We start from the raw sequence: 23,712 nt of genomic DNA, 5'->3' as shown, positions 1-23,712 counted from the left end.
CGCGCGGGCGTGGTCCGCCGGCTCCTGGCGGTTGGGGCGACGCCCCGCGCCCCGCGCCCCCGTCGGGCCGGCCCCCGGCCGCCCCGGCGGGGGGCCCCCGGCCGCCCGCCCCCCGCCGCGGTGCGCCCTCCGGCACACCGCGGCGTCGCCGTCACGTGTAGGTTCCGGCGAGCCGTGTCCTCTGGAGCTGCAGTGACCTGCACTTTCAGGCCGGATTCCGCGGTCGTGCCAGTGAGACAGTCCCGCTTTCGTGTCATTTTCCTCAGCGAACGGAAGAGCCAACGGCCGCTCACTGATGGCGGCTCCAGTCGGCGGACCTCGGCCCGTGACGCCGCAGCCGCTGGTCATTGACCTGAACCTCTAGATGAGGCCAGGCTGTGGCCAGGCGCGAAAGATCGGCATCCTCCGGCAGGGGCACCGAACCCAGCGACTCGTCCGGCTTGAAATGGGCCGGCGTCCCGGTCGTGCCATCGACCTCGACGGGTTCAAGGTCACTGACGGGAACGCCGTGTTCGTAGCGCTGGGTCCAGGCCCCATTGAGGCGACGGTTGGTATGGACTAGGGCGTGTCCTGTAGGTCGGCACGCAGCCATAACACGATGGCGGCGATGATGATTTCTGAGCGGTAGTAGCTGCGTTCCGGGCTGGTGAGCGCGATCCCGCGAGCTCAACAATCGACCGGCTCCGCTGATCGACATCCACGCCGTTTGAACAGAGTCCCGATTTCACCCACCTCGCCAGACCGCGCGGGGTTACACCGAGTGACCGGCCTCGAACGTCGAAACGATGCCGCCGACCGCAGATCGGCAGGTCCGATCTGTCCGAGCATCGGTGCCGTTCCCATTCCCGGCTTCCCAGCGTCGTGCGCGCATAACGCTAGGCTGACCGGCAAAAGAGACACTCATTCATGCGATCACGAAAACCACGCGCGATCCTCGCTGCCGCGTTCTTTGCGGCGGTGACTGCGGTGGTGCTCACCAGACGTTACCGGCCGGCGCTCAAGATGACGGGGCTTCGCAACCCGGTACCCGGCCGGCGGTTATGGGTGTCGGCAGGCTGGCCGTCACAGCCGCGTCCACCAGCGGACTCCAGTTGACCGCCAACGAGCGTGAACGCATCTCGAAGTCCATCGCGGCGGTTGCCACCGATTCCGATATCGGTGCTGCGCTCACCGTTCGGCGCCGTCGGTCGCCGGCGCGACTGAGCCGTCCACCGCGTGCACCAGAGCCTGGTAGAGCAGATGCGGGCCGGCGCCGCTGTAACCCCCCGCCGAACAGGTGCCTGAGGAGAAGTGTCGCCGTTATCATTGACCGGTGATCGGCAACCTTGAGTCGTTTCAGGACGAGCTGGCCGCCAGCGGGTTTCCGCCGCTGGTCAACAAGCTGGCCGGGGCCGGCTTCCGGGGCGGGATCGCCACCCGTGACCTCGGGCCGCTGCGGCTGGTCTCCCTCGACACGCCCGAGAGCGCCTGCATCGGGCGGGAGCGCGACGCCTCCGACGGCGAGAACCTGGCGGTCAAGGTGATGATCCGGGGCCGGACGCGGATCGAGCAAGGGCGCGGCGACGCCGAACTCGGGCCGACCGACCTGGTACTGCTCGATCCCACGCGTACGCTCCGGTTCGAGAGCACCGCCGCGGCGCACGTCACCATCCTGGTTCCGCGCCGGGAGCTTCGGATCCGGCCCGCGCAGATCGACCGGCTCATCGGCGTACGCATCGACGGCAGCCACGGCCCGGGCGCTCTCGTCTCCGTGCTGGCCCGGGAGTCGGCGTGGTCGGCGACGGAGTTCCGCGAGGCGGAGGCGCTGCGGTCGGCGGCGGCCGTCGTCGAGCTGATCGCGGTCGCACTGGAGGCCCGGCTCGGCGACGAACAGCCGGCCCCGGACGAGTGGCTGCGGAGCCGGATCGCCGGCTACATCGAGACCCGGCTGGCCGATCCCGATCTGTCCCCGCCTGGCATCGCCGCCACCCACAACATATCCGTACGCCGGCTGCACAAGCTGTTCGAGGACCAGCCGCTCACCGTCGCGGCCCTGATCCGCTGTCGCCGCCTGGAGCGCTGCCGGGCCGAGCTGACCGGAAGTAAACGTACGGTCACCGCCGTGGCCGCCCGGTGGGGATTCTCCGATCCCACCCATTTCAGCAAGCTCTTCAAGGCGACGTACGGCTACAACGCCCGTGCACTGGTAACCAGCAACCGTGCACAGACGACCAAGACGCGCACAGCCGGCCCGGACAAGGATGGTGGTGACCAAGGCAGGCAATAGCAATAGGAGAAGTCGTGGCGAAGGTAAACATCGTCCGCCCCGGTGAGGGCGAGATCCTCGGCAGCGGGGCGCAGCAGATCCGCATCCTGGAGAACGGCGAGCACACCGACCACCGGCTGGGGTTCGCCGAGGTCACCATTCCGCCGGGCACCCCGAGCCCGTTGCAGCATCGCCACGCCCAGCATGACGAGGGCTTCTACGTGCTGGCGGGAACTTTCCGGTTCACCGTCGGCGAGGACCAATACGACGCCGGGCCGGGCACCTGGGTCATCGTGCCGACCGGGGCGCCGCACACGTTCGCCAACGTCGGCGACGAGAACGCGGTCATGCTGAACACCTTCACGCCGGACCTGTATGTGCAGTACTTCCGCGACTTCAAGGCCATGATCGATTCCGGGCAGCCGGTCAACGCCGAGACCATGCAACCGCTCTGGAAGAACTACGCCACCGAGATCTCGAACGAATACGCCTCGTGAAGCGCCTTCAATACGACCGCTACGGCGGCCCGGAGGTGATGCGGCTCGCTGAGTTCGAGCCACCACGCCCGGGTCCGGACGAGGTTCTCGTCCGCGTCCGAGCGGCGGCTTCCAACGCGCTGGACTGGAAGATGCGCAACGGCGAGATGAAGTTGATGACCGGTCGCTCCTTTCCCCGGGCGATGGGGCACGACTTCGCCGGAGTCGTCGAGGCGGTCGGCGCCGGCGTCACCCGCTTGAAGGCCGGCGACGCGGTACTCGGCGGGGCTCGTTTCCGGCAGGCGGGGGCGTTCGCCGAGATGGTGACGGTCCCGGAGAAGGCGGTCGTGCTCAAACCGGTGGACCTTTCGTACGAGCAGGCCGCCGCGCTGCCGACCGTGGGCGTGACCGCCTACCAGGCCACGGCGGAGGTCCGTCCCGGGCAGGCGGTCTTCGTCAACGGGTGCCTGGGCGGGGTGGGCCGGGCCGCCGTCCAGTTTGCCCGGGCGCGGGGAGCCTCGGTCGCCGGCAGTTGCCGCAACCCTGCGGCTGACGAGGCCCACGAGCTCGGCGTCGAGCCGGTCGTGGGTTTCGGCTTCGACCCGGCCGCCCTCGCGGAACGGTTCGATCTCGTCCTCGACACGCCCGGCATGCTTCCCTTCGCCGCGGCCCGAACGCTGCTGAAGCCCGGCGGAACCATCGTCGACATCGTCCCGACCCCGGCCAAAATGATCAGAAGCGCACTGCCCGGCCCGTTCCGGGCGATGATGGGCCGACCGGTGACCGCCGACCTGGAGGAGGTGGCCCGGACCCTGCGCCTGCCCATCGCCCGTACGGTCCCGTTGGCCGAGGCGATTCCCGCCCTGACGGAGCTGGAGCGCGAGCAGCGCCCGAAGGGCGGCAAACTGGTCATCGCCATGGCCGGAAGCTAAGCCGGGCCGAGCTCGGGCGTGTCCTGTAGGTCGGCACACAGCCATCCTTGGTTCCGTGGCCCCGTGGCGTGGATCGCTGCGACTACGGCTTCACCGATCTGGGTCAGTTTCATCGGTGATGCCGTGGTTGTACGAGTGAGAAGTGGGTGTCCGATCTCGCGACGCAGTCTTCCAACTCTCGTGATCAGGGCCGTGTGGTGGGTTCCGAGTGCTTCGGCGGCTTCCTTGAGCGTCCGATAGCGGGACACTGCGGCAAACTCGCGGAGGCGGTCCCACGCGCCGGGCCCCGTGAAGGCAGGACGGAGGATTTCCGGTGCCTCTCTGGCCTGAGCGGCCAACTGCGCAAGTTCAGGGCGGGTGTGTCCGTTCACCTTGGTCACGGGGATGCCGTGCAGCTTGGCCCTTCGGGTCATGGTCGTGGGGCAGACGGCATTTCCTCACGCCCGCTTCGGAAGTCATGATGGCCGGGCAGTGATCCGCTGACGAGCTGAGTCCCAGACCTCCTCGAACTCCTCGGAAGTCAGCTGCTCCGGATCATGGCCTTCCCACTCCGAGACGGGCAGTTCTGCTGTGATCCCGAACCTGCTGTCGTACTCGTCGAGGCGGCCTGCGTCGTAGGCCCGCTGCCATTCCGCGAGGGAGGCTGCTGCGACCGGGGTCAGCGCAGGCCCTTCGAGCTCGATCTGCCGGGTCACCCAGCCTTCGGTGTCGACCTCGAAGTAGAACCAGACGTCTTCCTCGTCCCAATGGCAGCGCATCCATGTCGTCACCAGCCCATGATGGCGGAGCCCTCTGGCTACTCGTCGAGTCGATGTCAGAGCCGTGTTGGAGGATCACGCCATGCTGATTGCAACTGACGAGGCGGGGCGCGTGGTGAAGAAGCCCACGAAACCGGCGATAGGCAGGATGCTGGCCAACCTCCAGCGCGGGAACGCGCACCTGGTCCTGGAACGCGTGGAGGAGGGTATGGGGGGCAGCTGGTATGTCCAGGTACTGCTGCGCGACGACAACACGTACCAACTCGAATTCCGGGACGGCGTGGCGGCCGAGCACTATCAGACTCGGACCATCTTCCAGGAGAAGGTGCAGACCGCCATGCTCGGCTGGGCAGCCAACAAGGCGGACTGGAAGAACGGCTTCATGTGGAACAACATCGGCTCGCAGTTCGGAGCAGAAGACGCTCAGCAGCCGGGCTGACTCGACTTGCTTGTCTCACGGCCGCTTCATAAGTGCAGCCGATATGAAGCGGAGCGTGAGACTGCGCAGCGAAATCTGAGACCCTACAAGAACAGGAGGCATGAATCCCGCTAACATGTCGGATCCGACACGGCTACGACATCTCCGCGTGGTATCCGACACGGGAAACGGGATCCCACAGCAGGTGTAGGTTCCTATGAATTGCGGGCGGCGCGGGATTCCGAGGTGATCGAGTCTTCGGCGGACGACATCACCTTTTGTTCCTAGTTCTTGTCCGAGGTCATCAGCAGAGCGGGCCCGGTTGACGTACTGATCGCTGAGCCACTCGTCGTCGAAGATGTGTGGCCGGTTCCCGCGATAGACAGGGATACCGAGTTCCCTTGCCCGCTCAACCACGTATTTACGAGGCAATGAGTAGTCCTCAGCGATCTGGCGAAGTGGCTTTCCATCTTGCTGGTATTCCTGCCGGAGGAGTTCACGGGTGAGGATTTTGCTTCCGCGCTCGCGCAGTCGCCAGGCGGCGAACTCGGTAAGGGGGATTGGCGTCGTAATGAACAGGCGATCCCATGCTTCTCCGAGAAGGTTTTCCAGAGCCGGAAGGTCTGAGTTCGACATCGCTTGCGTCAGCCGGTCGAGGCACTCTTCCGCATGTGTGAAGACGGAGTTGATATTCGTGGTCCTGGTGACCCCTACGCGGTCGAGTTCGAGTTGGGCTTGGGCGAGGGGGTGCCCCCGTTCCAGCTCCAGTGCGGGGAGGGCGCCCAGGTCGGCTCCGCAGAGGCTCCGCGGACCGATGGGGCGCAAGCAGCGTCCAGGGGTGTTGACGTGGACTGGCCTGGGCAGGAACTCGCGCGGTTCCTTGAGGCAACTCGGGCAGACGCTCTGCAGGAGTGCCTCGTGCTTGGCGCAGGCGAGGGACCAGGGAAGCCACCAGCGTGTGAGCCAGCGTCCGTCCGATTCACGCAGACACTGCGGGCAGAACCGCCAGCGGGGTGCGTAACGGCCGACAAGACCGGGCGGAATGACGGTCTGATCCAGGTGACCCGGGGACAGCCCTGTCTGGAGCTCCAGCTGACGGAGCATCTCGGACGACGGGGCGACGAGCATGCGGTGGGTGCGCTCATAGACGGGGTGGCCGAGAGCCTCTAGGAGGGCAGAAAGCGACGTCCACGAGCGTCGGGCAAGGGCCTCAAGCCAGCTGTCGATGCTTTCCCCGGGCAGCGGGAGGACGCGGATGGCCAGGGTGCGGAGCTCGTTCACGCGGCCCTGCTTCCTGGCCGGCTGACCAGCCGGCCGGAGTCGAACGCCTGCTGCAGCTCCCCCGTGCTTGTTCGGATGCGGAATCGTTCTTCACCTGGTTCAGCAGCTTCTTGTCCAGGCGCTCGACGCCGGTGCGTACGGCTCTCTGGCAGCCGCGGTTGATCAGTGTCATGAGCGAGCCGATGTGGCCGGTGCTGCGGGCGAAGAGGTAGTCGGACAACTCGTCCGCGATCATTCCGGGGTGTTTGTCCGCAAGGACGACGCGCTCTTCGATCGCGAGAAGGGTGTTGCGCCAGTCGGCGCGGCCCTTCTCGGAGTCGATCGTGAACGGGGCCATGCCGAGTCGTGTTGTCCGGCGTCCGGTCTGCGCGAGGATTGCGTCCTCGTAGTCTTCGCCTTCGCTGAACAGTCCGCGCTTCTCCAGGCCGACGCCGATCAGTAGCAAGGTGACGGGGAACTCGTTGGCGATGTATTTGAAGTGATTGCTGACTTCGATCCCGTTCTTGTTCCTCCACTTGAGGAAGTGCAGGTCGTCCACGATCAAGAGTTCCGTTTCTGCGGACAGGACGGAATCAAGCGCGCGGTAGCCGAAGTCGGCGGCGGTCCCGCGGAAGCGTCCTGGGTGGCCGTAGTACTCAAGAATGGACCGGTTGAAGTCCCGCATTCCTGTATTGCTGGTCAGTCCGACACGGCAGACGGGCCACCGCTCATGTCCCTCGTCGGTGTACTTGCCTTCTTCCTGGAGGATGCGACGGTGGAGTTTCCGGGCGAAAGCGAGCACGGCTGTGGTCTTGCCCAGCCCGGGAAGGCGTCGAGTGCGATACCGCCCTTGACCTTGTCGCTGTCCTGGTCGTTGCTGTCGAAGATGTCCGAGAGATCTTCGTGCAGCTCTTCCATCTGCGGTGTCACCAGCGGGCCGAGATTCGCATGCCACTTTCGGCGCCCGCGGTTGTATTCGGCAAGGGCCGCCTCTCCCAGCGACTTCAACTGCCGACGGGACAGAGGTTCCGGACGTGGCCGGGGCGGTGCGTCTGCCAGGCGTCCGAAGCCCTCCTTGCGGGACAGCGTGAGGTGGTCCAGTCGCGAGCGCAGATCGGCTTCCTCGCCCTGGGCCCGGGGCCGCTTACTCGTCGTCATCGATGTCCTTCAGGGCGGTGGCGTAGAAGTCGAGTTCCTCTTCCAGTTCCTCCAGGCCGTCGGCGTCGTCATCGCCCGCCTCCGGCTCCCGGTCCTGGACGGTCTCGATCGGCGGAGGGGCCAGCTGCTCGGGTAGGGACAGCACGCGGGCGACCGACGGCAGCGACCGCACGTCGTCGGCCGGCGTTCCTGGGAGGTCCAGGGCCGTCTGTTCACGGGAGAGCCGCAGCGCCATCCGCCGTTCGACCAGGGATGTTCCCAGGCCGAGGTTCCATCGCTTCAGCAGCAGGGCGATGGCGAGCCGGTCGTCGGGGTAGGTGTGTTCCTTCGCGGCCAGGCGCCGGGCGAACTGCAGAGCCTCCTCGCTCAGCGGCATGTTCAGGCTGGGGGCGTGCTCCCACTGCAGGGTGTGCCAGACGCGTTCGTGGTCACGGAAGTGGATCCGGGTGACGTCGTCTGGGTCGGCGAAGAACGGCAGCCGCCGCTTGTCCAGATCGATGTCGGAACCGGCCATGTCCCGCAGCCCATCGAGGCAGCCGCCGTTGTAGCGGCGGCCGTTGATCTCGACGCCGTAGTGCTGGACGGTCCGCATCGTGACGTCGAGGAACTCGTAGGCCAGATGCGGGTCGCGAGGCACCTCGATGTAGCCCGCCCGCGCGAGGCCGTGCTCGAACATCGCCGCCGGCGACAACTCCACCTTCGGCAGATGCGGGTCGAGCAGGCCCTCGTGTGGCCTGCGGTGATACGTCACTGCGGTCCACTCGCGGATGATCGCCTCCAACTCGTGGTGAAAGAAGAAGGCGTCCTTCTCCGGGTTCAGCCCACGCGAGTGGATGTCCGGTCCCTTGTAGCCGGGCAGCCGCTGCAGCAGGTCTTCCCGCAGGGTGCGGAAGAACCGCTCCACCGGCCCCTTGTCCCGGCCCGTCCGCAGCCTCGCTGGTTGCACCGAGATCCCCATCCGGCGGCAGACGCTGGTCAGATGCGCCGACACGTAGATCTTTCCGTGGTCGACGATCAGCGTCTCCGGCGCCACCTTCGGCCCCCATACCCCGGTGACGGGCCCGTGGACGGCCTCGGCCTCCACCAGAACCCCGCGCGGAATCCCGTGCTCGGGCCAGGCGGCCTCTCTCGGCCAGCTCTCCGGAACCAACTGGGGACGGTATGCCTGATAGAGAACGGCCGCGGCATCGATCGCCTTCGTCGACACCGGTGTCACCCGCAGGCCGATGATGCAGCGGGTGTACCAGTCCATCGCAACGGTCAGCTCCGCTTGCATCCACCGCAACGTCACAGGGTCGAGGGCGAACACATCGAGCCGGGTGGTGTCCATCAGCACGTACTCGCCCGGCCGCGTGGGCCGCAGCTTGCCGTAGACCTTCCGCGGGCGGTCGGCGATGTCCCGGTTGCGCTGGGTACTCAGCCGGAAGGTCGGATGGCGCCGTTCCAGCTCCTGCATCCACCGATATGCCGTCGTCCGCGGTGGCACCGGCACCTTCACCAGCTTGAACGTGGATTTGACGCGGGCCTCGACCTCTTCCAGCACCACCTTCACCGAGGGCCGCGACTCCCGCTCGTACTCCTTCAGCACCTCTACCGCGGCCTCAACCCAGCGCGGGTCGGCGTTGCCCAGCCCGCCGTCCGACTGCGCGGTCTTCGGCACCAGCCCCGCCTCGCCGAATTCGCGGAAGGCGCGGGCCCACCGGCGCACCGTGCGCTCGGTTACTCCCATCTCCACCGCCTTGGCCTCATACCGGGCCTTCAGCGGCAACCCGGCGGCGTACTGAGGGCGCGGTTCATTAGGCTGCGGAAGGTCCTCGCTGCCAGAGCGATAGCCCGTCAGCATTTCCCGGACGTGCGCGGTCCGCTTCAGGACGTCCTTCTGCTCGTCCTTGGTCAGCCGGCTCAGCACCACCGCGGCGACGTCCTCGTCATCGGCGGCAGACGGGCCCGACCTGTCGTGGATCAGCTCGACGCGATCGGAGGTCAGCAGTTCGCGCAGCGACATCCGGGCCAGTCGGTTGCGTCCGTCCTTGAGGACGACCTCCATGCCCGTGGCCAGGCTGGCGAACTCCACAACCTCGACCGTCTCGCCGTCCAGCCGGAAGTGCGTGCCGACCCCCAGCTTCGTCGCCGCCCCGCTCATGCGGCCCTCCGCAACACGTGCGCAGCGCTCAGCGGCCGGTCCAGTGCGGTCGTCACATGCCCGGACCACAACAGGTGCAGCACCGCGGACTTCACCAGCGGCTGGGGACACTCCGGCAGCAGCCGGAAGGCATCGCCCAGCGGCATCCCGTCCAGATCAGCGGTCCGCAGCGCGGCCACCAGATCAGGGTCGAACAGCCAGTCGCGGCGGTAGCCGGCCAGAAACCGGATGTTCTCCAGCACGTGAGGATCCGGCTCGCTCCACACCTCGTACTGCCACCCGCGCGACGCGACCGCCTCGCGCGTCCAGGCGAAGGTGAAGGCGACCTCCGGCTTCTGAAGCCAGCGGCGCGGCTTGACGTCCACGACCACCGGACCGTCGTCTGTCAGCAGCAGGTAGTCCGGGATGTGCTTGCGGATCTTGCCGTCAACATCGGTCTTGAGCAGGAACGGCTGGGCGACGATGTGCCGCACCTCTGGGGCGAAGTCAGCGAACAGCAGCCGCCCCAGCTCCAGCCGCGACTCGTAGATCACGTGGTCGCCCATGGTGGCCGACCAGTACGTGCCCGAATAGTGCTGCTGTCCCTTGAACCAGCGGAACGTCCGCCAGGGCCGAGCCTCCCGCAGCAGCCCGAGCGGCACCGACGACCACTCCAGGTCATCCACCACGGCCACGTCATCACGCCGGACACTCAGCCGTACCGGTGCGGCCACCGCTGTACCCATCAGACCATCAACCCCGTGCGTTCCGAGGCGACCCCACTGGCCGCCGGACGCCGAAGTCCTGCCCCTGCCGCGTACGCAGACGACGACCGGGGAGGTCCTGTACACAAAGAGGGGAACTACTCGCACACTGGGCATGAATCCCATCCCCCTGTCCTATTGGCCACGCGGTGGACACCACCGCTGGGACGAGGACAGGGGATCTGGGATCCCACAACGTCACCCCACGTACGCCCCGCTCGCCGTCAGCCGCAGTGCCGTGTCGATCAGCGGCACATGGCTGAACGCCTGCGGGAAGTTCCCCACCTGGCGCTGGAGCCGCGAGTCCCACTCCTCGGCCAGCAGGCCCAGGTCGTTGCGCAGGGACAGCAGCCGTTCGAAGAGCTGGCGGGCCTCGTCGACCCGGCCGATCATCGCCAGGTCGTCCGCCAGCCAGAACGAGCACGCCAGGAACGCGCCCTCGTCGCCCTCCAGACCGTCCACACCGGCGTTCTCGCCGGTGGTGGGGTAGCGGAGCACGAAGCCGTCCTCGGTGGACAGCTCCCGCTGGATCGCCTCGATCGTGCCGATGACCCGCTTGTCGTCGGGCGGCAGGAAGCCCATCTGGGGGATCAGCAGAAGGGAGGCGTCCAGCTCCTTCGACCCGTAGGACTGGGTGAAGGTGTTGCGCTCCTTGTCGTACCCGCGGTCGCACACGTCACGGTGGATGTCGTCGCGCAGCTCGCGCCACTTCTCCAGCGGCCCGTCCGCGTCCCCGGCCTCGATCAGCTTGATCGTCCGGTCGACCGCCACCCAGGCCATCACCTTGGAGTGCACGAAGTGCCGGCGCGGCCCGCGCACCTCCCAGATGCCCTCGTCCGGCTCCTCCCAGTGCTTCTCCAGGTACTCGATCAGCTTGAGCTGGAGGCCGGTGGCGTAGTCGTTGCGGGCCAGCCCCGTCATGTGCGCGAGGTGCAGCGCCTCGGTGACCTCGCCGTACACATCCAGCTGGAGCTGGCCCGCCGCGCCGTTGCCGACCCGGACCGGGCCGGAGCCCTCGTAACCCGGCAGCCACTCCAGCTCGGCCTCGCCCAGCTCCCGCTCGCCCGCGATCCCGTACATGATCTGCAGGTTCTCGGGGTCGCCCGCGACCGCCCGCAGCAGCCACTCGCGCCAGGCACGGGCCTCCTCGCGGTAGCCGGTGCGCAGCAGCGAGGAGAGCGTGATCGCGGCGTCGCGCAGCCAGGTGTAGCGGTAGTCCCAGTTGCGGGAGCCACCGATGTCCTCGGGCAGCGAGGTGGTGGGCGCGGCGACGATGCCCCCGGTCGGCGCGTACGTCAGGGCCTTCAGGGTGATCAGCGAGCGGACCACGGCCTCGCGGTAGGGCCCGTGGTACGTGCACTGGGCGACCCACTCGTGCCAGAAGTCCGCGGTCGCCTCCAGCGAACCCTCCGGGTCCGGGAGCGCGGGCGGTCCGTGGTGCGAGGGCTGCCAGCTGATGGTGAACGCGATCCGGTCACCGGGGGCGACGATGAAGTCCGAGTACGTCGTCAGGTTCTCGCCGAAGGTCTCGGCCGTGGTGTCCAGCCAGACCGAGTCGGGGCCCGCGACGGCGACCGTACGGCCGTCCACCTTGTGCACCCACGGGGTGACCCGCCCGTAGCTGAACCGCATCCGCAGTTCCGAGCGCATCGGCACCCGGCCGCTGACTCCCTCCACGATCCGGATCAGCTGCGGTGCGCCGTCACGCGGCGGCATGAAATCGGTCACCCTGACCGTGCCGCGCGGTGTGTCCCACTCCGATTCCAGGATCAGTGAGTCACCGCGGTACCGGCGGCGGTCCGCGGAGGGCGGTTCCGCGCCCTCGGCGCGGGCCGGCCCCAGGCGCCAGAAGCCATGCTCCTCGGTACCCAGAAGTCCCGCGAACACGGCGTGTGAATCGAAGCGGGGCAGGCACAGCCAGTCGGCTGTACCGTCCCGGCAGACCAGGGCTGCGGTCTGCATGTCTCCGATGAGTGCGTAATCCTCGATGCGCCCGGCCACGTGCATCTCCAGTCGAACGGCCATGTCGCCCCGTGGGGCGCTTACTGCGGGTCAAGAGGTCGTTGCTAGGGGTTGAAGTGGGGGAATCTGCAAGCTCATACCTCGCCCTGGGCGAGTGTGCGAGCAGGATACGACGCACCTGGGTGATCCGCGCGACGGTCTTGGGAAGAGAGATGAGCCGAACGGGTGTGGCGTGAAATACATGCGGTGATCGTGTGTGGTGACTGTGCCGGGTGTGGCCGGAAGCAGGCTCCCCTCGTCGCTGATACCCTGGTAGCCCGTGGACCGGTGGTCGTCTGGCGACAGCAGACGAGGCCCCCGAACCGCAGCGACGGCGCCTCCGGAAATCTCCGGACGGCAACGCCGGAACGCACCTCACGATCGCGACCACGGGAGCCCCCTTTGGCTATGCAGCCCTCATCCACGACGACCAAGCACATCTTCGTCACCGGGGGTGTCGCCTCTTCCCTCGGCAAGGGTCTGACTGCCTCCAGCCTCGGCGCCCTGCTCAAGGCGCGCGGCCTTCGGGTCACCATGCAGAAGCTCGACCCCTATCTGAACGTCGACCCGGGCACGATGAACCCCTTCCAGCACGGCGAGGTGTTCGTCACCAACGACGGCGCCGAGACCGACCTGGACATCGGCCACTACGAGCGCTTCCTCGACGTGGACCTCGACGGTTCCGCCAACGTCACCACCGGCCAGGTGTACTCGCAGGTCATCGCCAAGGAGCGGCGCGGCGAGTACCTCGGTGACACGGTGCAGGTCATTCCGCACATCACCAACGAGATCAAGCACCGCATCCGCCGCATGGCCACCGACGACGTCGACGTCGTCATCACCGAGGTCGGCGGCACGGTCGGCGACATCGAGTCGCTGCCGTTCCTGGAGACCGTCCGTCAGGTCCGCCACGAGGTGGGCCGGGACAACGTCTTCGTCGTGCACATCTCGCTGCTGCCCTACATCGGCCCGTCCGGTGAGCTCAAGACCAAGCCGACCCAGCACTCCGTGGCGGCGCTGCGCAACATCGGTATCCAGCCGGACGCGATCGTGCTGCGCGCCGACCGCGAGGTGCCGACCGCGATCAAGCGCAAGATCTCGCTGATGTGCGACGTCGACGAGGCCGCCGTGGTGGCCTGCCCGGACGCCAAGTCGATCTACGACATCCCGAAGGTGCTGCACTCCGAGGGCCTGGACGCCTATGTGGTGCGCAAGCTCGACCTGCCGTTCCGGGATGTCGACTGGACCGTCTGGGGCGATCTGCTGGACCGCGTCCACAACCCCGACCACGAGGTCACCGTCGCCCTGGTCGGCAAGTACATCGACCTGCCCGACGCCTATCTCTCGGTCACCGAGGCCATCCGGGCCGGCGGCTTCGCCAACAAGGCCCGCGTCAAGGTCAAGTGGGTCGCCTCCGACGACTGCAAGACCCCGGCGGGCGCCAAGAAGCAGCTCGGCGACGTCGACGCCGTCTGCATCCCGGGCGGCTTCGGGGAGCGCGGTGTGATCGGCAAGGTCGGCGCCATCCAGTACGCCCGTGAGAACAAGGTGCCGCTGCTCGGCCTCTGCCTCGGTCTCCAGTGCATCGTGATCGAGGCGGCGCGCAACCTCGCCGAGATCCCCGACGCCAACTCCACCGAGTTCGACGCCGCCACCGCCCACCCCGTCATCTCGACGATGGAGGAGCAGCTCGCGTACGTCGAGGGCGCGGGCGACCTGGGCGGCACCATGCGGCTCGGCCTCTACCCGGCGAAGCTCGCGGAGGGCTCGCTGGTCCGCGAGGCGTACGACGGCCAGCCGTACGTGGAGGAGCGCCACCGCCACCGCTACGAGGTCAACAACAGCTACCGCGCCGAACTGGAGAAGAAGGCCGGTCTGGTCTTCTCCGGCACCTCCCCGGACAACAAGCTCGTCGAGTACGTCGAGTACCCGCGCGAGGTCCACCCCTATCTGGTCGCCACCCAGGCGCACCCGGAGCTGCGCTCCCGCCCGACCCGCCCGCACCCCCTGTTCGCGGGCCTGGTGAAGGCGGCCGTCGCGCGCAGGACGGGCGCCGCGGCCGAGGGCACGCCGGGCAAGTAACGGCGCCCCCGCAGGCGTTACGGTTGACCGGGGTACGCGTCCTTCGAGGACGGGTACCCCGGTCACTGTTTTTTGTGGGAGGACGTAGATGCGTTTCCAGGACACGCCCGAGGAGTGGCCGGTCACCGCGACCGAGACTCCTTTCCGGGGCAACAAGACCAGCGTCCGCACCGATGACGTCGCCATGCCGGACGGCACGGTCGTGCGCCGCGACTACCAGGTCCACCCGGGCTCGGTCGCCGTGCTCGCACTCGACGACGAGGACCGCGTCCTGGTGCTGCGCCAGTACCGCCACCCGGTGCGCCACAAGCTGTGGGAGATCCCGGCCGGACTGCTCGACATCCCCGGTGAGAACCCGCTGCACGCCGCGCAGCGCGAGCTCTACGAGGAGGCGTACGTCAAGGCCGAGGACTGGCGGGTGCTGACCGACGTCTACACCACGCCGGGCGGCTGCGACGAAGCCGTACGGATCTTCCTCGCCCGGAACATCTCCGAGGCGGACGGCGAGCGTTTCGAGGTCTCCGAGGAGGAGGCCGACATGGAGCTGGCCCGGGTGCCGCTCCAGGACCTCGTACGCGGGGTGCTCGCCGGGGACCTGCACAACAACTGCCTGGTGGTGGGCGTGCTGTCGCTCGCCGCCGTGCTCGCGGGCGACGGGGTCGAATCGCTGCGGCCCGCCGAGGCGCCCTGGCCCGCCCGCCCGTTCGAGGCCTGACGGGCCGTCGGGGTTCCGGGAGAACCGGGGGAGCGGCCGCCGCACAGCCGCTCCCCCCGGACCGTCCTGAGCCATTCAGGACCACCCCGGAACGTCCCGGATCACCCCCGATCGGAAAAGATGCTGATCCGATCGGGGGACGTACCCGCCGCGCTCCACCGGATTCGCCCACCCGCCTGAACTACGCTCGGAATGCCCTGACCGGAGTCCCGGCGGGCGACGCGTGCAGCGAAGTGGAGCGTGGCCCGTGACGGATCAGGCGGTGGACACCAGCGGCCCGGCCGAGGCAGCGGGGACCGAGGAGCCGGAAGCCGTCGAACCCCCTCAATTCTTCGGGCGTGAGCGCGAGTTGAAGGAGCTCCGGGCCGACATCGAACGGGCCGGACTGGACACCATCGCCGGGCGCAAGAGCGGCCGGGCCCGGGTCCTGCTGATCGCCGGACGTCCCGGTTCCGGCCGCACCGCGCTGGCCGGTGAACTCACCCGACGGCTGCTCGCCACCGGCGACTACCCCGACGGCCTGCTCCGCGTGCGGCTCACCGAACCGGGCGGCGCCCCGGTCCCCACCGAGCGTGCCGCCCGGGACCTGCTGGGCCAGCTGGACGTGGTGGGACCGCCCGGCGCGGACGAGGACGAACTGTCCGAGATGGTGCGCGAGGCCCTCGCCGTACGCCGGTCCCTGCTGCTGATCGACGACGCACCGGACGCCGAACAGGTCGATCCGTTGCTCCCGGACAACCCGGACTGCCTGGTCGTCGCCACCGCGCAGGGCCCGCTGACCGGCATCCCCGGCGTCCGGCCCTGCACCATCGGCGGACTGGAGGCGGGCCCGGCGGTCCAGCTGCTCGCCCGCACCATCGGACAGGTCCGCATCACCGTCGATCCGCGGACCGCCGAGACGCTGGCCGAGGAGTGCGGGGGACAGCCCGCCGCACTCGTCATGGTCGGGGGCTGGCTGGCCGCGCACCCGACGGCCTCGGTGGCCGACGTCACCAAGCAGCTGCGGGAACTGCCGGACGACTCCGAGCAGTCCACCGGCGCCCGCCCGCTGGCCCGCGCCTTCCGGCTGATCCACGACACACTGCCGCCGACCGCCGCCCGGATACTGCGACTGCTCTCCCTCGCCCCCGCCGGACTCGCCGACGCCCACACCGCGTCCGCCCTGGCCGGCTGCTCCGTCTCGGCCGCCCAGACCACGCTCGACGACTTCGTGCGGCTCGGAGTGCTGCGCGGTGACGCGGCCGGCCGGCCGCAGTACGAGGTGCCCGGCTGTCTGGCCCCGCTGCTGCGGGCGCTCCTGGAGGACCGGGACCGGCCGGCCGAGATCCAGCTCGCGCAGGCGAGGATGCTGGAGCGGACGGTGCGCCGGCTCCAGTCCTGCCGGGCGGTCACCGAACCCGAGGGCTCCCCGGCCCGGCGCAGACTCGCCGGGCTGCCGCGCTCCCTGCGCTTCCCCGGTCCCGATGCCGCCGCCGAATGGCTGCGGATCCGCCGCCCCGCACTGCTCGCCTCCGCCCGGATCGCCGTGCAGGACGGTGAACTCGACACGCTGGCGAGACGGTTGGTGGCCGCACTGGTGCGGGCGCTGGCGGTGCACGAAGGCACCGAGGCAGCCGCACCCGAGCTGTACGGACTGCACGGTCTGGTGCTGGCGGTCGCCGAACGGCGCGAGCTGCCGCGCGAACGGGCGGCGGCCCTGCTCAACCTCGCCGACCTGGACGCAGGGACCGGCCGGACCCGGGAGGCGCTGGCCCGCTACCGGGCGGCGCTGGATGCCGGACGGGCCGCGAAGGACCTGTACGCCACCGGACGCGCGATGGAATCCGTGGGCGGTGCCTATGCGGAGCTGGGGGACTTCCACCGGGCCTCCGACTGGTACGGCCGGGCGCTCGCCCAGCGGCTCACCCAGGGCGAGAAGGCCGACGAGGCGCGGCTGTACGGGCGGCTGGGCACCGTCCACACCTACTCCGGACGGTACGGCGAGGCGCTGCGGAACTGGCGGGCCGCGGCGGCCGGCTACCGCAGACTCGGCGATCTGCCCGCCCAGGCGCGGGCGCTCAGCGAGGTCGCCCGGGTCCAGGAGTACGCGGGCCGTCCGCAGGAGTCGCTGCAGACCTGCCGGGAGGCCGTCGAATGGGCGCGGCAGGCCAAGGACGTACGACTGCAGGCCGCCCTTGAGCTGCGGCTGGCCGACACACTCGACCGGCTCGGCGACCCGGCCGCCGCGGGACTGCACCGGGGCGCAGCCGACAGATTGCTGGGCGAGGAGAGCGCAGCCTACGAAATCCGTAGTGGGTCGACGAAAAATTAATGCTTTGTAAGGCTAGACAGCGGGAAGCCCTTCATTAGACTGGCTCTGCCGCGGGTGTTCGCGGTGTCTCCATTTACGCTGCGTATATGCGGGTATGTATCGCTGTGCCCGGGTAACCCTCTGAGCCAAGGACCGTGATCGACGTGAAGGTCGGCATCCCCCGCGAAGTCAAGAACAACGAGTTCCGCGTGGCGATCACGCCTGCCGGTGTGCACGAGCTCGTCCGTCACGGCCACCAGGTCGTCGTCGAGGAGAATGCCGGGGCCGGCTCCTCCATCACGGACGAGGAGTACGTCGCCGCCGGGGCGCAGATACTGCCCACCGCCGACGAGGTATGGGCCACCGCCGACCTGCTGCTGAAGGTCAAGGAGCCGGTCGCCGAGGAGTACCACCGGCTCCGCAAGGGCCAGACCCTCTTCACGTACCTGCATCTCGCCGCCTCCCGTGCGTGCACGGACGCGCTGCTGGAGTCCGGCACCACCGCCATCGCCTACGAGACCGTCGAGACCGCGAACCGCGCGCTGCCGCTGCTCGCCCCGATGTCCGAGGTCGCCGGCCGGCTGGCCCCGCAGGTCGGCGCGTACCACCTGATGCGTTCGGCCGGCGGCCGCGGTGTGCTGCCCGGCGGCGTCCCGGGTACGGCCGCCGGGCGGGCCGTCATCATCGGCGGCGGTGTCTCCGGCTGGAACGCCACGCAGATCGCCGTCGGTCTCGGCTTCCACGTCACGCTGCTCGACAAGGACATCAACAAGCTCCGTGAGGCCGACAGGATCTTCGGCACCAAGGTGCAGACGGTCGTCTCCAACGCCTTCGAACTGGAGAAGGCCGTCGTCGAGGCGGACCTGGTCGTCGGCGCCGTGCTGATCCCCGGCGCGAAGGCCCCGAAGCTGGTCACCGACGAGCTCGTCGCCAAGATGAAGCCCGGAAGTGTACTTGTCGACATTGCAATTGATCAGGGCGGTTGCTTCGAGAGCTCCCACCCGACGACGCACGCCGAGCCGACCTTCATGGTTCACGACTCGGTCTTCTACTGCGTCGCCAACATGCCGGGCGCGGTGCCGAACACCTCCACGTACGCCCTCACCAACGCGACGATGCCCTACATCGTGGAGCTCGCGAACCGCGGCTGGGCCGAGGCGCTGCGCCGTGACGCCGCACTGGCCAAGGGGCTCAACACCCATGACGGGCAGGTCGTTTACCGCGAGGTGGCGGAGGCGCACGGCCTCGACCACGTCGAACTCAGCACGCTTCTCGGCTGACGGTCCCCCATCTCCCGGCGGGCGTGGGAGGGGTTCCTCTCCGCTTCCCGTCAACCTCGTGCGTCCGGCCGGACCTTGCTCGGCAAGGTCCGGCCGGACGTGTGTCCGGGCTCTCGCGGGCCCCGCGCAACTCGCCTCGAACGTAACCCTTTAACCGATTCGTGCACCCGTGAAAAGTGCCCCCGGGGGGCTGCGCACCCTTGACAGAGGGGTGTTCGATTGCCGACACATCGGGCCGGGTCCGGCGGATTGTGTTGCTGCGGAGCGGTGGCACGCCATAGAGTCGCCAATCGTCGGCATGGTGCCACGCTGACCTATCGATAAGTTTCCTGGTCACGTCCAAGGAGGTAAGACGACTTGTGAATGAGTCGACATTTACTCCCGGGGGTGTTCATTCAGGGATGCCTGCACGGGGCCAGAGCCCGATCGGGCTGGAGGCTGTCGGCTCCGTCGCTGTCCGCACCTTCGCCACCCACCAGCACATGACGACAGCCCCCCAGATGATGGACGGCCTACACGTGAACGCCACGGCCGGCAACGAGAGTGGCCGGGACACCGCCCACTTCGCCGACTTCGACGAGGCGCCCCAAGGGCGCTTCTACGACCCCGACGCCGAGTACGAGCCCGATCCGGAGTACGCGGCCACTCTCGCGCCCGACGCCGCCCGGCAGCGCCGCGAGCGAGTCGGCCCGACCGGCCGGCCCCTGCCCTACTTCCCTATCCCGGGCCCGCTGACCGATCACGGTCCCGCGAAGATCATCGCGATGTGCAACCAGAAGGGCGGCGTCGGCAAGACCACGTCGACCATCAACCTGGGTGCCGCGCTCGCGGAGTACGGACGGCGTGTCCTGCTCGTCGACTTCGACCCGCAGGGAGCCCTGTCGGTCGGTCTCGGCGTGAACCCGATGGAGCTCGACCTCACCGTCTACAACCTGCTCATGGAGCGGGGCATGGCGGCCGACGAGGTCCTCCTGAAGACCGCCGTGCCCAACATGGACCTGCTGCCGAGCAATATCGACCTGTCGGCAGCCGAGGTCCAGCTGGTCAGCGAGGTCGCCCGGGAGTCCACCCTGCAGCGCGCCCTGAAGCCGCTGATGGCCGACTACGACTACATCGTGATCGACTGCCAGCCCTCGCTGGGCCTGCTCACCGTGAACGCCCTGACGGCCGCGCACAAGGTGATAGTGCCGCTCGAGTGCGAGTTCTTCGCCCTGCGAGGCGTGGCGCTGCTCACCGAGACCATCGAGAAGGTCCAGGAGCGGCTCAACCCGGAACTGGAGCTCGACGGCATCCTCGCCACCATGTACGACTCCCGTACGGTGCACAGCCGCGAGGTCCTCGCGCGCGTCGTCGAGGCCTTCGACGATCACGTGTACCACACCGTCATCGGGCGCACGGTGCGCTTCCCGGAGACCACGGTCGCCGGCGAGCCCATCACCACGTACGCGTCCAACTCGGTCGGTGCCGCCGCCTATCGCCAGCTCGCCAGGGAGGTGCTCGCCCGGTGTCACGCCGAGTGAGTCTGCCGGGGGCCGACGAACTGTTCCGTACCACCGGGGGGATGGGGCTGCAGTCCTCGTCCCCCGCGGAACGGCGGCGCAAGGCGAACGGCGAGGCCCGGGTGCCCGCACCGGCCCCCGGCGAGAGCGGTTCCGGGGCCGACGCCCCGGGGACGGGCTCCGAGGCTCCCGCGGCGACGGCTCCCTCCACGCGCGAGGAGCACTCCGCGGCCAGGGCCGACGCGGGCGACTCGCGCAGCCGCGGCGGTGAGAACGACCGGATGGCGGCGGCCGCGCAGGCCGGACGCCGTCCGCAGCCGCCGTCCTCGCAGGAGCCGGTTCCCGCACCCGTCGTCCAGCAGCAGCGCAGACGCGGTGGCGGGCGCGGCGCGAACCGGAGGCCCAGCGGCCGGGAGCGCCACGACGAGAAGATCACGGTCTACGTCTCCGCCGAGGAGCTGATGGATCTCGAACACGCGCGGCTGGTGCTGCGCGGCGAGCACGGGCTGGCCATCGACCGCGGGCGGATCGTCCGTGAGGCGGTCGCCGTCGTCCTCGCCGACCTGGAGTCGCGGGGCGACGCGAGCATCCTCGTACGGCGGCTGCGCGGCCGCTGACGGGCGCGGCGCCGGTAGCCTGCCCCGGAGGGCGGGCCGCCGTCCGTCGCCCGTGTCCCGCCGCACCCTGGATCCTCATGCCCCCACCCGACGAGCCCACCCGCACCGCCCGCCGCCCGCTGGGCCGCGGGCCGGGGGGCGGGCCCGTGCCCGGACGGGCGGGGAACGGCGACGGTGTGGAGGAAGAACCTCCCGCCCCGCCCCCTTCCTCCGAAGCCGGCGAAACGCTCCCGGAAGCCCCGGACGACGCCCCGGAGCCCCTGGACACCCCGGCCCCCTCGGTCGATATCCCTGTCCCCGTCCCCGCCCCCGCGGCCGACGACGGTCGTTTCACCGTCCGGCTGGCGAACTTCGAGGGGCCGTTCGATCTGCTGCTCCAGCTCATCTCCAAGCACAAGCTGGATGTGACCGAGGTCGCCCTGTCCAAGGTCACCGATGAGTTCATGGTCCACATCCGGGCCATGGGGCCGGACTGGGACCTGGACCAGACCACCGAGTTCCTCGTCGTCGCGGCGACCCTCCTGGACCTCAAGGCCGCCCGGCTGCTGCCCACCGCCGAGGTGGAGGACGAGGGGGACCTGGCGCTGCTCGAAGCCAGGGACCTGCTCTTCGCGCGGCTGCTGCAGTACCGCGCGTACAAGCGCATCGCCGAGATCTTCAGCGCCCGTCTCGAATCCGAGGGCCGCCGCTTCCCCCGTACCGTCGGGCTCGAACCGCATCACGCGGAGCTGCTGCCCGACGTCGTGATCAGCATCGGGGCCGAGGGCTTCGCCCGGCTGGCTGTGAAGGCGATGCAGCCCAGACCCCGGCCGCAGGTCTACATCGACCACATCCACGCCCCGCTGGTCAGCGTGCGCGAGCAGGCCGGGATCGTGATGGCGCGGCTGCGGGAGGCGGGGGAGATCAGCTTCCGGGAGCTGACCGAGGACGCTCCGGACACCCTCACCGTCGTCGCGCGGTTCCTCGCGCTGCTGGAGCTCTACCGGGAGAAGGCCGTGGTCCTGGACCAGGACGAGGCGCTGGGGGAGCTCATGGTGCGCCGGTCCGGGGAGCGGGGGGCCGAGCCCATGGTGACGGACGAGTTCGACCGGGAGACACCGGACGTGCAGGACGAGCGGCAGGATGTGAAGGCATGAGCGAGCAGGACGTCACCGGATCCACTGTCGCGGACCTCGACCTCAAGCCCGCCCTGGAGGCCGTCCTCATGGTCGTCGACGAGCCCGCCACCGAGGAGCACCTGGCCAAGGTGCTGGAGCGGCCCAGGCGGGCCGTCGCGGGCGCGCTGCGCGAGCTGGCCGATGAGTACACGGTGCAGCGCCGCGGCTTCGACCTCAGGCTGGTCGCGGGCGGCTGGCGGTTCTACACCCGCCCGGAGTACGCGGCGGCGGTCGAAGGCTTCGTCCTGGACGGCCAGCACGCCCGTCTCACCCAGGCGGCGCTGGAGACCCTCGCGGTGGTCGCCTACCGGCAGCCGGTGAGCCGTTCGCGGGTCTCCGCGGTGCGCGGCGTGAACTGCGACGGGGTCATGCGGACCCTGTTGCAGAGGGGGCTGGTGGAGGAGGCGGGCGCGGAACCCGAAACAGGTGCGATCCTGTACAGGACGACGAACTACTTTCTGGAGCGAATGGGCCTGCGTGGCCTGGACGAGCTCCCGGAGCTCGCGCCCTTCCTCCCCGAGGCGGACGCGATCGAGGCTGAGACGCTAGAGGGTGTGCCGTCGTTCGATCCGGACGCACCGGACACCCCGGATACTCACGCAGACGACAAGACGGAATTTTGATGCGAAGCAGTGGCAGGAACAGCGGAAGCGGCAGCGGCGGCGGCAGGAGCGGCGGCAGCGGCGGCAACCGGAGCGGCGGCAACGGCGGCGGCAGGAGCGGTGCCGGCGGCAGCAGTGGCGGCGGCGCCAGGAGTGGCGGCGGCAGGAGCGGCAACCCGAACCCCCGGGTCTCCGGATCCGGTCGCGACGACAAGGATGAGCGCCCCCGCCGTCCCAGGCCCGAGGAGCGCCGCTACGACGTCGGCAACGACAAGCCGGGCGGCGACGGCGGCACCCGCAAGGGCCGCGGCGCGGCGGCCCGCGGCGGCGCCAAGGGCGGCCCGAAGGCGGCCACGGGCGGCGCCAGGAGCACCGGCCGGCGTGCCCCGTACGGCGCCCCGGCCCGCCCGCGCGAGCTCGACGCCAAGATCGAGCAGCGCAACCGCGACAGGTACGCGGACAAGCCCGAGATCAAGACGCCCAGGACCAACCCGGGCGCCGAGGAGGAGGGCGAGCGCCTGCAGAAGGTGCTGGCCCGTGCGGGAATGGGCTCGCGCCGCTCGTGCGAGGAACTGATCGACCAGTCCCGCGTCGAGGTGAACGGCGAGATCGTCGTCGAGCAGGGCAAGCGCGTCGACGTGAACAGGGACGAGATCAAGGTCGACGGCCTGACCGTCGCCACCCAGTCGTACCTCTTCTTCGCGCTGAACAAGCCGGCCGGCGTCGTCTCCTCCATGGAGGACCCGGACGGCCGCCAGTGCCTCGGCGACTACGTCACCAACCGTGAGACGCGTCTCTTCCACGTCGGCCGGCTCGACACCGAGACCGAGGGCCTCATCATGCTCACCAACCACGGCGAGCTGGCCCACCGTCTCACCCACCCCCGGTACGGCGTGAAGAAGACCTACCTGGCCGCCATCCAGGGACCGCTCCCGCGCGACCTGGGCAAGCGGCTCAAGGACGGCATCCAGCTGGAGGACGGGTACGCCCGCGCCGACCACTTCCGCGTCGTCGAGAACACCGGCAAGAATTACCTGGTCGAGGTGACCCTCCACGAGGGCCGCAAGCACATCGTCCGCCGGATGCTGGCCGAGGCCGGCTTCCCGGTCGAGCGGCTGGTGCGGACCGGGTTCGGGCCGATCCCGCTGGGCGACCAGAAGTCGGGCTGGCTGCGCCGGCTCACCAACACCGAGGTGGGCATGCTGATGCGCGAGGTCGGTCTGTAGACCACCCCGCACCCACAGCTCACGGCCCGCGGCCGGTTCCTGCACTCCGATTTTCGGACAGAAACCGGCCGCGGGCCTTTTGCTACCTGCGTTCGACCTTTATAGTCATA

The 23,712-nt window shown here is 69.1% G+C and carries 21 protein-coding genes; 13 read left to right on the top strand and 8 right to left on the bottom strand.

The features are described 5' to 3' along the window. Positions 1 to 1,312 precede the first annotated feature (1,312 nt). Genes AB0I52_RS17285 through AB0I52_RS17275 form a run of 3 tightly spaced genes read left to right on the top strand, consistent with a single transcriptional unit; the run spans position 1,313 to position 3,653 of the window. Positions 1,313 to 2,266, top strand: a complete 954-nt coding sequence (locus tag AB0I52_RS17285) for a helix-turn-helix domain-containing protein (RefSeq protein ID WP_363073358.1) — start codon at positions 1,313 to 1,315, stop codon at positions 2,264 to 2,266. A gap of 14 nt (positions 2,267 to 2,280) precedes the next feature. Continuing rightward, positions 2,281 to 2,742 (top strand): cupin domain-containing protein, encoded by a 462-nt coding sequence (locus AB0I52_RS17280; RefSeq protein WP_024494953.1) that lies wholly within the window; start codon positions 2,281 to 2,283, stop codon positions 2,740 to 2,742. After that, on the top strand, positions 2,739 to 3,653 hold the full coding sequence (locus tag AB0I52_RS17275; RefSeq protein ID WP_363073356.1) for an NADP-dependent oxidoreductase: 915 nt from the start codon (positions 2,739 to 2,741) through the stop codon (positions 3,651 to 3,653). The genes AB0I52_RS17280 and AB0I52_RS17275 overlap by 4 nt, the downstream gene beginning before the upstream one ends. Here AB0I52_RS17275 and AB0I52_RS17270 read toward each other — a convergent pair. Both AB0I52_RS17270 and AB0I52_RS17265 read right to left on the bottom strand, forming a co-directional pair. Then, positions 3,650 to 4,066 carry a LysR family transcriptional regulator gene (locus tag AB0I52_RS17270; RefSeq protein ID WP_363073354.1) on the bottom strand — a complete coding sequence of 139 codons (417 nt, stop codon included), beginning with the start codon at positions 4,064 to 4,066 and terminating at the stop codon, positions 3,650 to 3,652. The two genes, AB0I52_RS17275 and AB0I52_RS17270, sit on opposite strands and share 4 nt — an antisense overlap. A gap of 42 nt (positions 4,067 to 4,108) precedes the next feature. Beyond that, positions 4,109 to 4,411: a hypothetical protein gene (locus tag AB0I52_RS17265; RefSeq protein WP_363073374.1), complete on the bottom strand. Its 303-nt coding sequence runs from the start codon at positions 4,409 to 4,411 to the stop codon at positions 4,109 to 4,111. Between the two features lie 82 nt (positions 4,412 to 4,493). Here AB0I52_RS17265 and AB0I52_RS17260 point away from each other — a divergent pair, with 82 nt between their 5' ends. Beyond that, positions 4,494 to 4,850 carry a hypothetical protein gene (locus AB0I52_RS17260; protein WP_363073352.1) on the top strand — a complete coding sequence of 119 codons (357 nt, stop codon included), beginning with the start codon at positions 4,494 to 4,496 and terminating at the stop codon, positions 4,848 to 4,850. A gap of 15 nt (positions 4,851 to 4,865) precedes the next feature. On the opposite strand, the gene AB0I52_RS17255 is transcribed toward AB0I52_RS17260, so the two are convergent. The 6 genes from AB0I52_RS17255 to AB0I52_RS17230 form a co-directional block, all read right to left on the bottom strand. Beyond that, a complete protein-coding gene (locus AB0I52_RS17255) occupies positions 4,866 to 6,110 on the bottom strand; it encodes a TniQ family protein (protein ID WP_363073350.1) in 1,245 nt (414 codons plus the stop codon). After that, entirely contained in the window at positions 6,040 to 6,891 is an 852-nt protein-coding gene (locus AB0I52_RS17250; protein ID WP_363073348.1) for a TniB family NTP-binding protein, read from the bottom strand. The genes AB0I52_RS17255 and AB0I52_RS17250 overlap by 71 nt, the downstream gene beginning before the upstream one ends. Beyond that, positions 6,789 to 7,247 carry a hypothetical protein gene (locus AB0I52_RS17245; RefSeq protein ID WP_363073346.1) on the bottom strand — a complete coding sequence of 153 codons (459 nt, stop codon included), beginning with the start codon at positions 7,245 to 7,247 and terminating at the stop codon, positions 6,789 to 6,791. Before AB0I52_RS17245 ends, AB0I52_RS17250 begins: the two co-directional genes overlap by 103 nt. Then, entirely contained in the window at positions 7,234 to 9,390 is a 2,157-nt protein-coding gene (locus AB0I52_RS17240) for a helix-turn-helix domain-containing protein (RefSeq protein ID WP_363073344.1), read from the bottom strand. Before AB0I52_RS17240 ends, AB0I52_RS17245 begins: the two co-directional genes overlap by 14 nt. Beyond that, complete coding sequence (locus tag AB0I52_RS17235) at positions 9,387 to 10,115, bottom strand: TnsA-like heteromeric transposase endonuclease subunit (RefSeq protein ID WP_024494000.1); 729 nt, start codon at positions 10,113 to 10,115, stop codon at positions 9,387 to 9,389. The genes AB0I52_RS17240 and AB0I52_RS17235 overlap by 4 nt, the downstream gene beginning before the upstream one ends. Before the next feature lie 216 nt (positions 10,116 to 10,331). Beyond that, positions 10,332 to 12,134, bottom strand: coding sequence for a glycoside hydrolase family 15 protein (locus tag AB0I52_RS17230; protein ID WP_363073372.1), 1,803 nt, complete (start codon positions 12,132 to 12,134; stop codon positions 10,332 to 10,334). A 408-nt stretch (positions 12,135 to 12,542) separates the two neighbouring features. On the opposite strand from AB0I52_RS17230, the gene AB0I52_RS17225 reads away from it, so the two are divergent. The 9 genes from AB0I52_RS17225 to AB0I52_RS17185 all read left to right on the top strand — a co-directional run bounded on the left by AB0I52_RS17225 (position 12,543) and on the right by AB0I52_RS17185 (position 23,602). Further along, positions 12,543 to 14,216, top strand: coding sequence for a CTP synthase (locus AB0I52_RS17225; protein WP_363073342.1), 1,674 nt, complete (start codon positions 12,543 to 12,545; stop codon positions 14,214 to 14,216). Between the two features lie 88 nt (positions 14,217 to 14,304). Beyond that, positions 14,305 to 14,931, top strand: a complete 627-nt coding sequence (locus AB0I52_RS17220) for an NUDIX hydrolase (RefSeq protein ID WP_363073340.1) — start codon at positions 14,305 to 14,307, stop codon at positions 14,929 to 14,931. Between the two features lie 247 nt (positions 14,932 to 15,178). Further along, positions 15,179 to 17,242 (top strand): tetratricopeptide repeat protein, encoded by a 2,064-nt coding sequence (locus tag AB0I52_RS17215; RefSeq protein WP_363073338.1) that lies wholly within the window; start codon positions 15,179 to 15,181, stop codon positions 17,240 to 17,242. A 143-nt stretch (positions 17,243 to 17,385) separates the two neighbouring features. Further along, positions 17,386 to 18,501: an alanine dehydrogenase gene (gene ald, locus AB0I52_RS17210; protein ID WP_363073370.1), complete on the top strand. Its 1,116-nt coding sequence runs from the start codon at positions 17,386 to 17,388 to the stop codon at positions 18,499 to 18,501. Positions 18,502 to 18,902: 401 nt separating this feature from the next. Then, positions 18,903 to 20,021, top strand: coding sequence for a ParA family protein (locus AB0I52_RS17205; RefSeq protein ID WP_363073336.1), 1,119 nt, complete (start codon positions 18,903 to 18,905; stop codon positions 20,019 to 20,021). Continuing rightward, the gene (locus tag AB0I52_RS17200; protein ID WP_363073368.1) at positions 20,018 to 20,617 is read left to right on the top strand and encodes a hypothetical protein; all 600 of its coding nucleotides are present in this window, start codon (positions 20,018 to 20,020) and stop codon (positions 20,615 to 20,617) included. Before AB0I52_RS17205 ends, AB0I52_RS17200 begins: the two co-directional genes overlap by 4 nt. Before the next feature lie 77 nt (positions 20,618 to 20,694). Continuing rightward, the gene (locus tag AB0I52_RS17195) at positions 20,695 to 21,753 is read left to right on the top strand and encodes a ScpA family protein (protein ID WP_363073334.1); all 1,059 of its coding nucleotides are present in this window, start codon (positions 20,695 to 20,697) and stop codon (positions 21,751 to 21,753) included. Next, entirely contained in the window at positions 21,750 to 22,397 is a 648-nt protein-coding gene (gene scpB, locus AB0I52_RS17190; protein ID WP_363073332.1) for an SMC-Scp complex subunit ScpB, read from the top strand. The genes AB0I52_RS17195 and scpB overlap by 4 nt, the downstream gene beginning before the upstream one ends. Further along, entirely contained in the window at positions 22,397 to 23,602 is a 1,206-nt protein-coding gene (locus tag AB0I52_RS17185; RefSeq protein ID WP_363073330.1) for a pseudouridine synthase, read from the top strand. Before scpB ends, AB0I52_RS17185 begins: the two co-directional genes overlap by 1 nt. The last annotated feature ends 110 nt before the right edge of the window (positions 23,603 to 23,712 follow it).

It is taken from the genome of Streptomyces sp. NPDC050423 (assembly GCF_040655445.1).
Lineage (GTDB): Bacteria > Actinomycetota > Actinomycetes > Streptomycetales > Streptomycetaceae > Streptomyces.
This window is presented reverse-complemented; position numbering and strand designations above follow the sequence as displayed.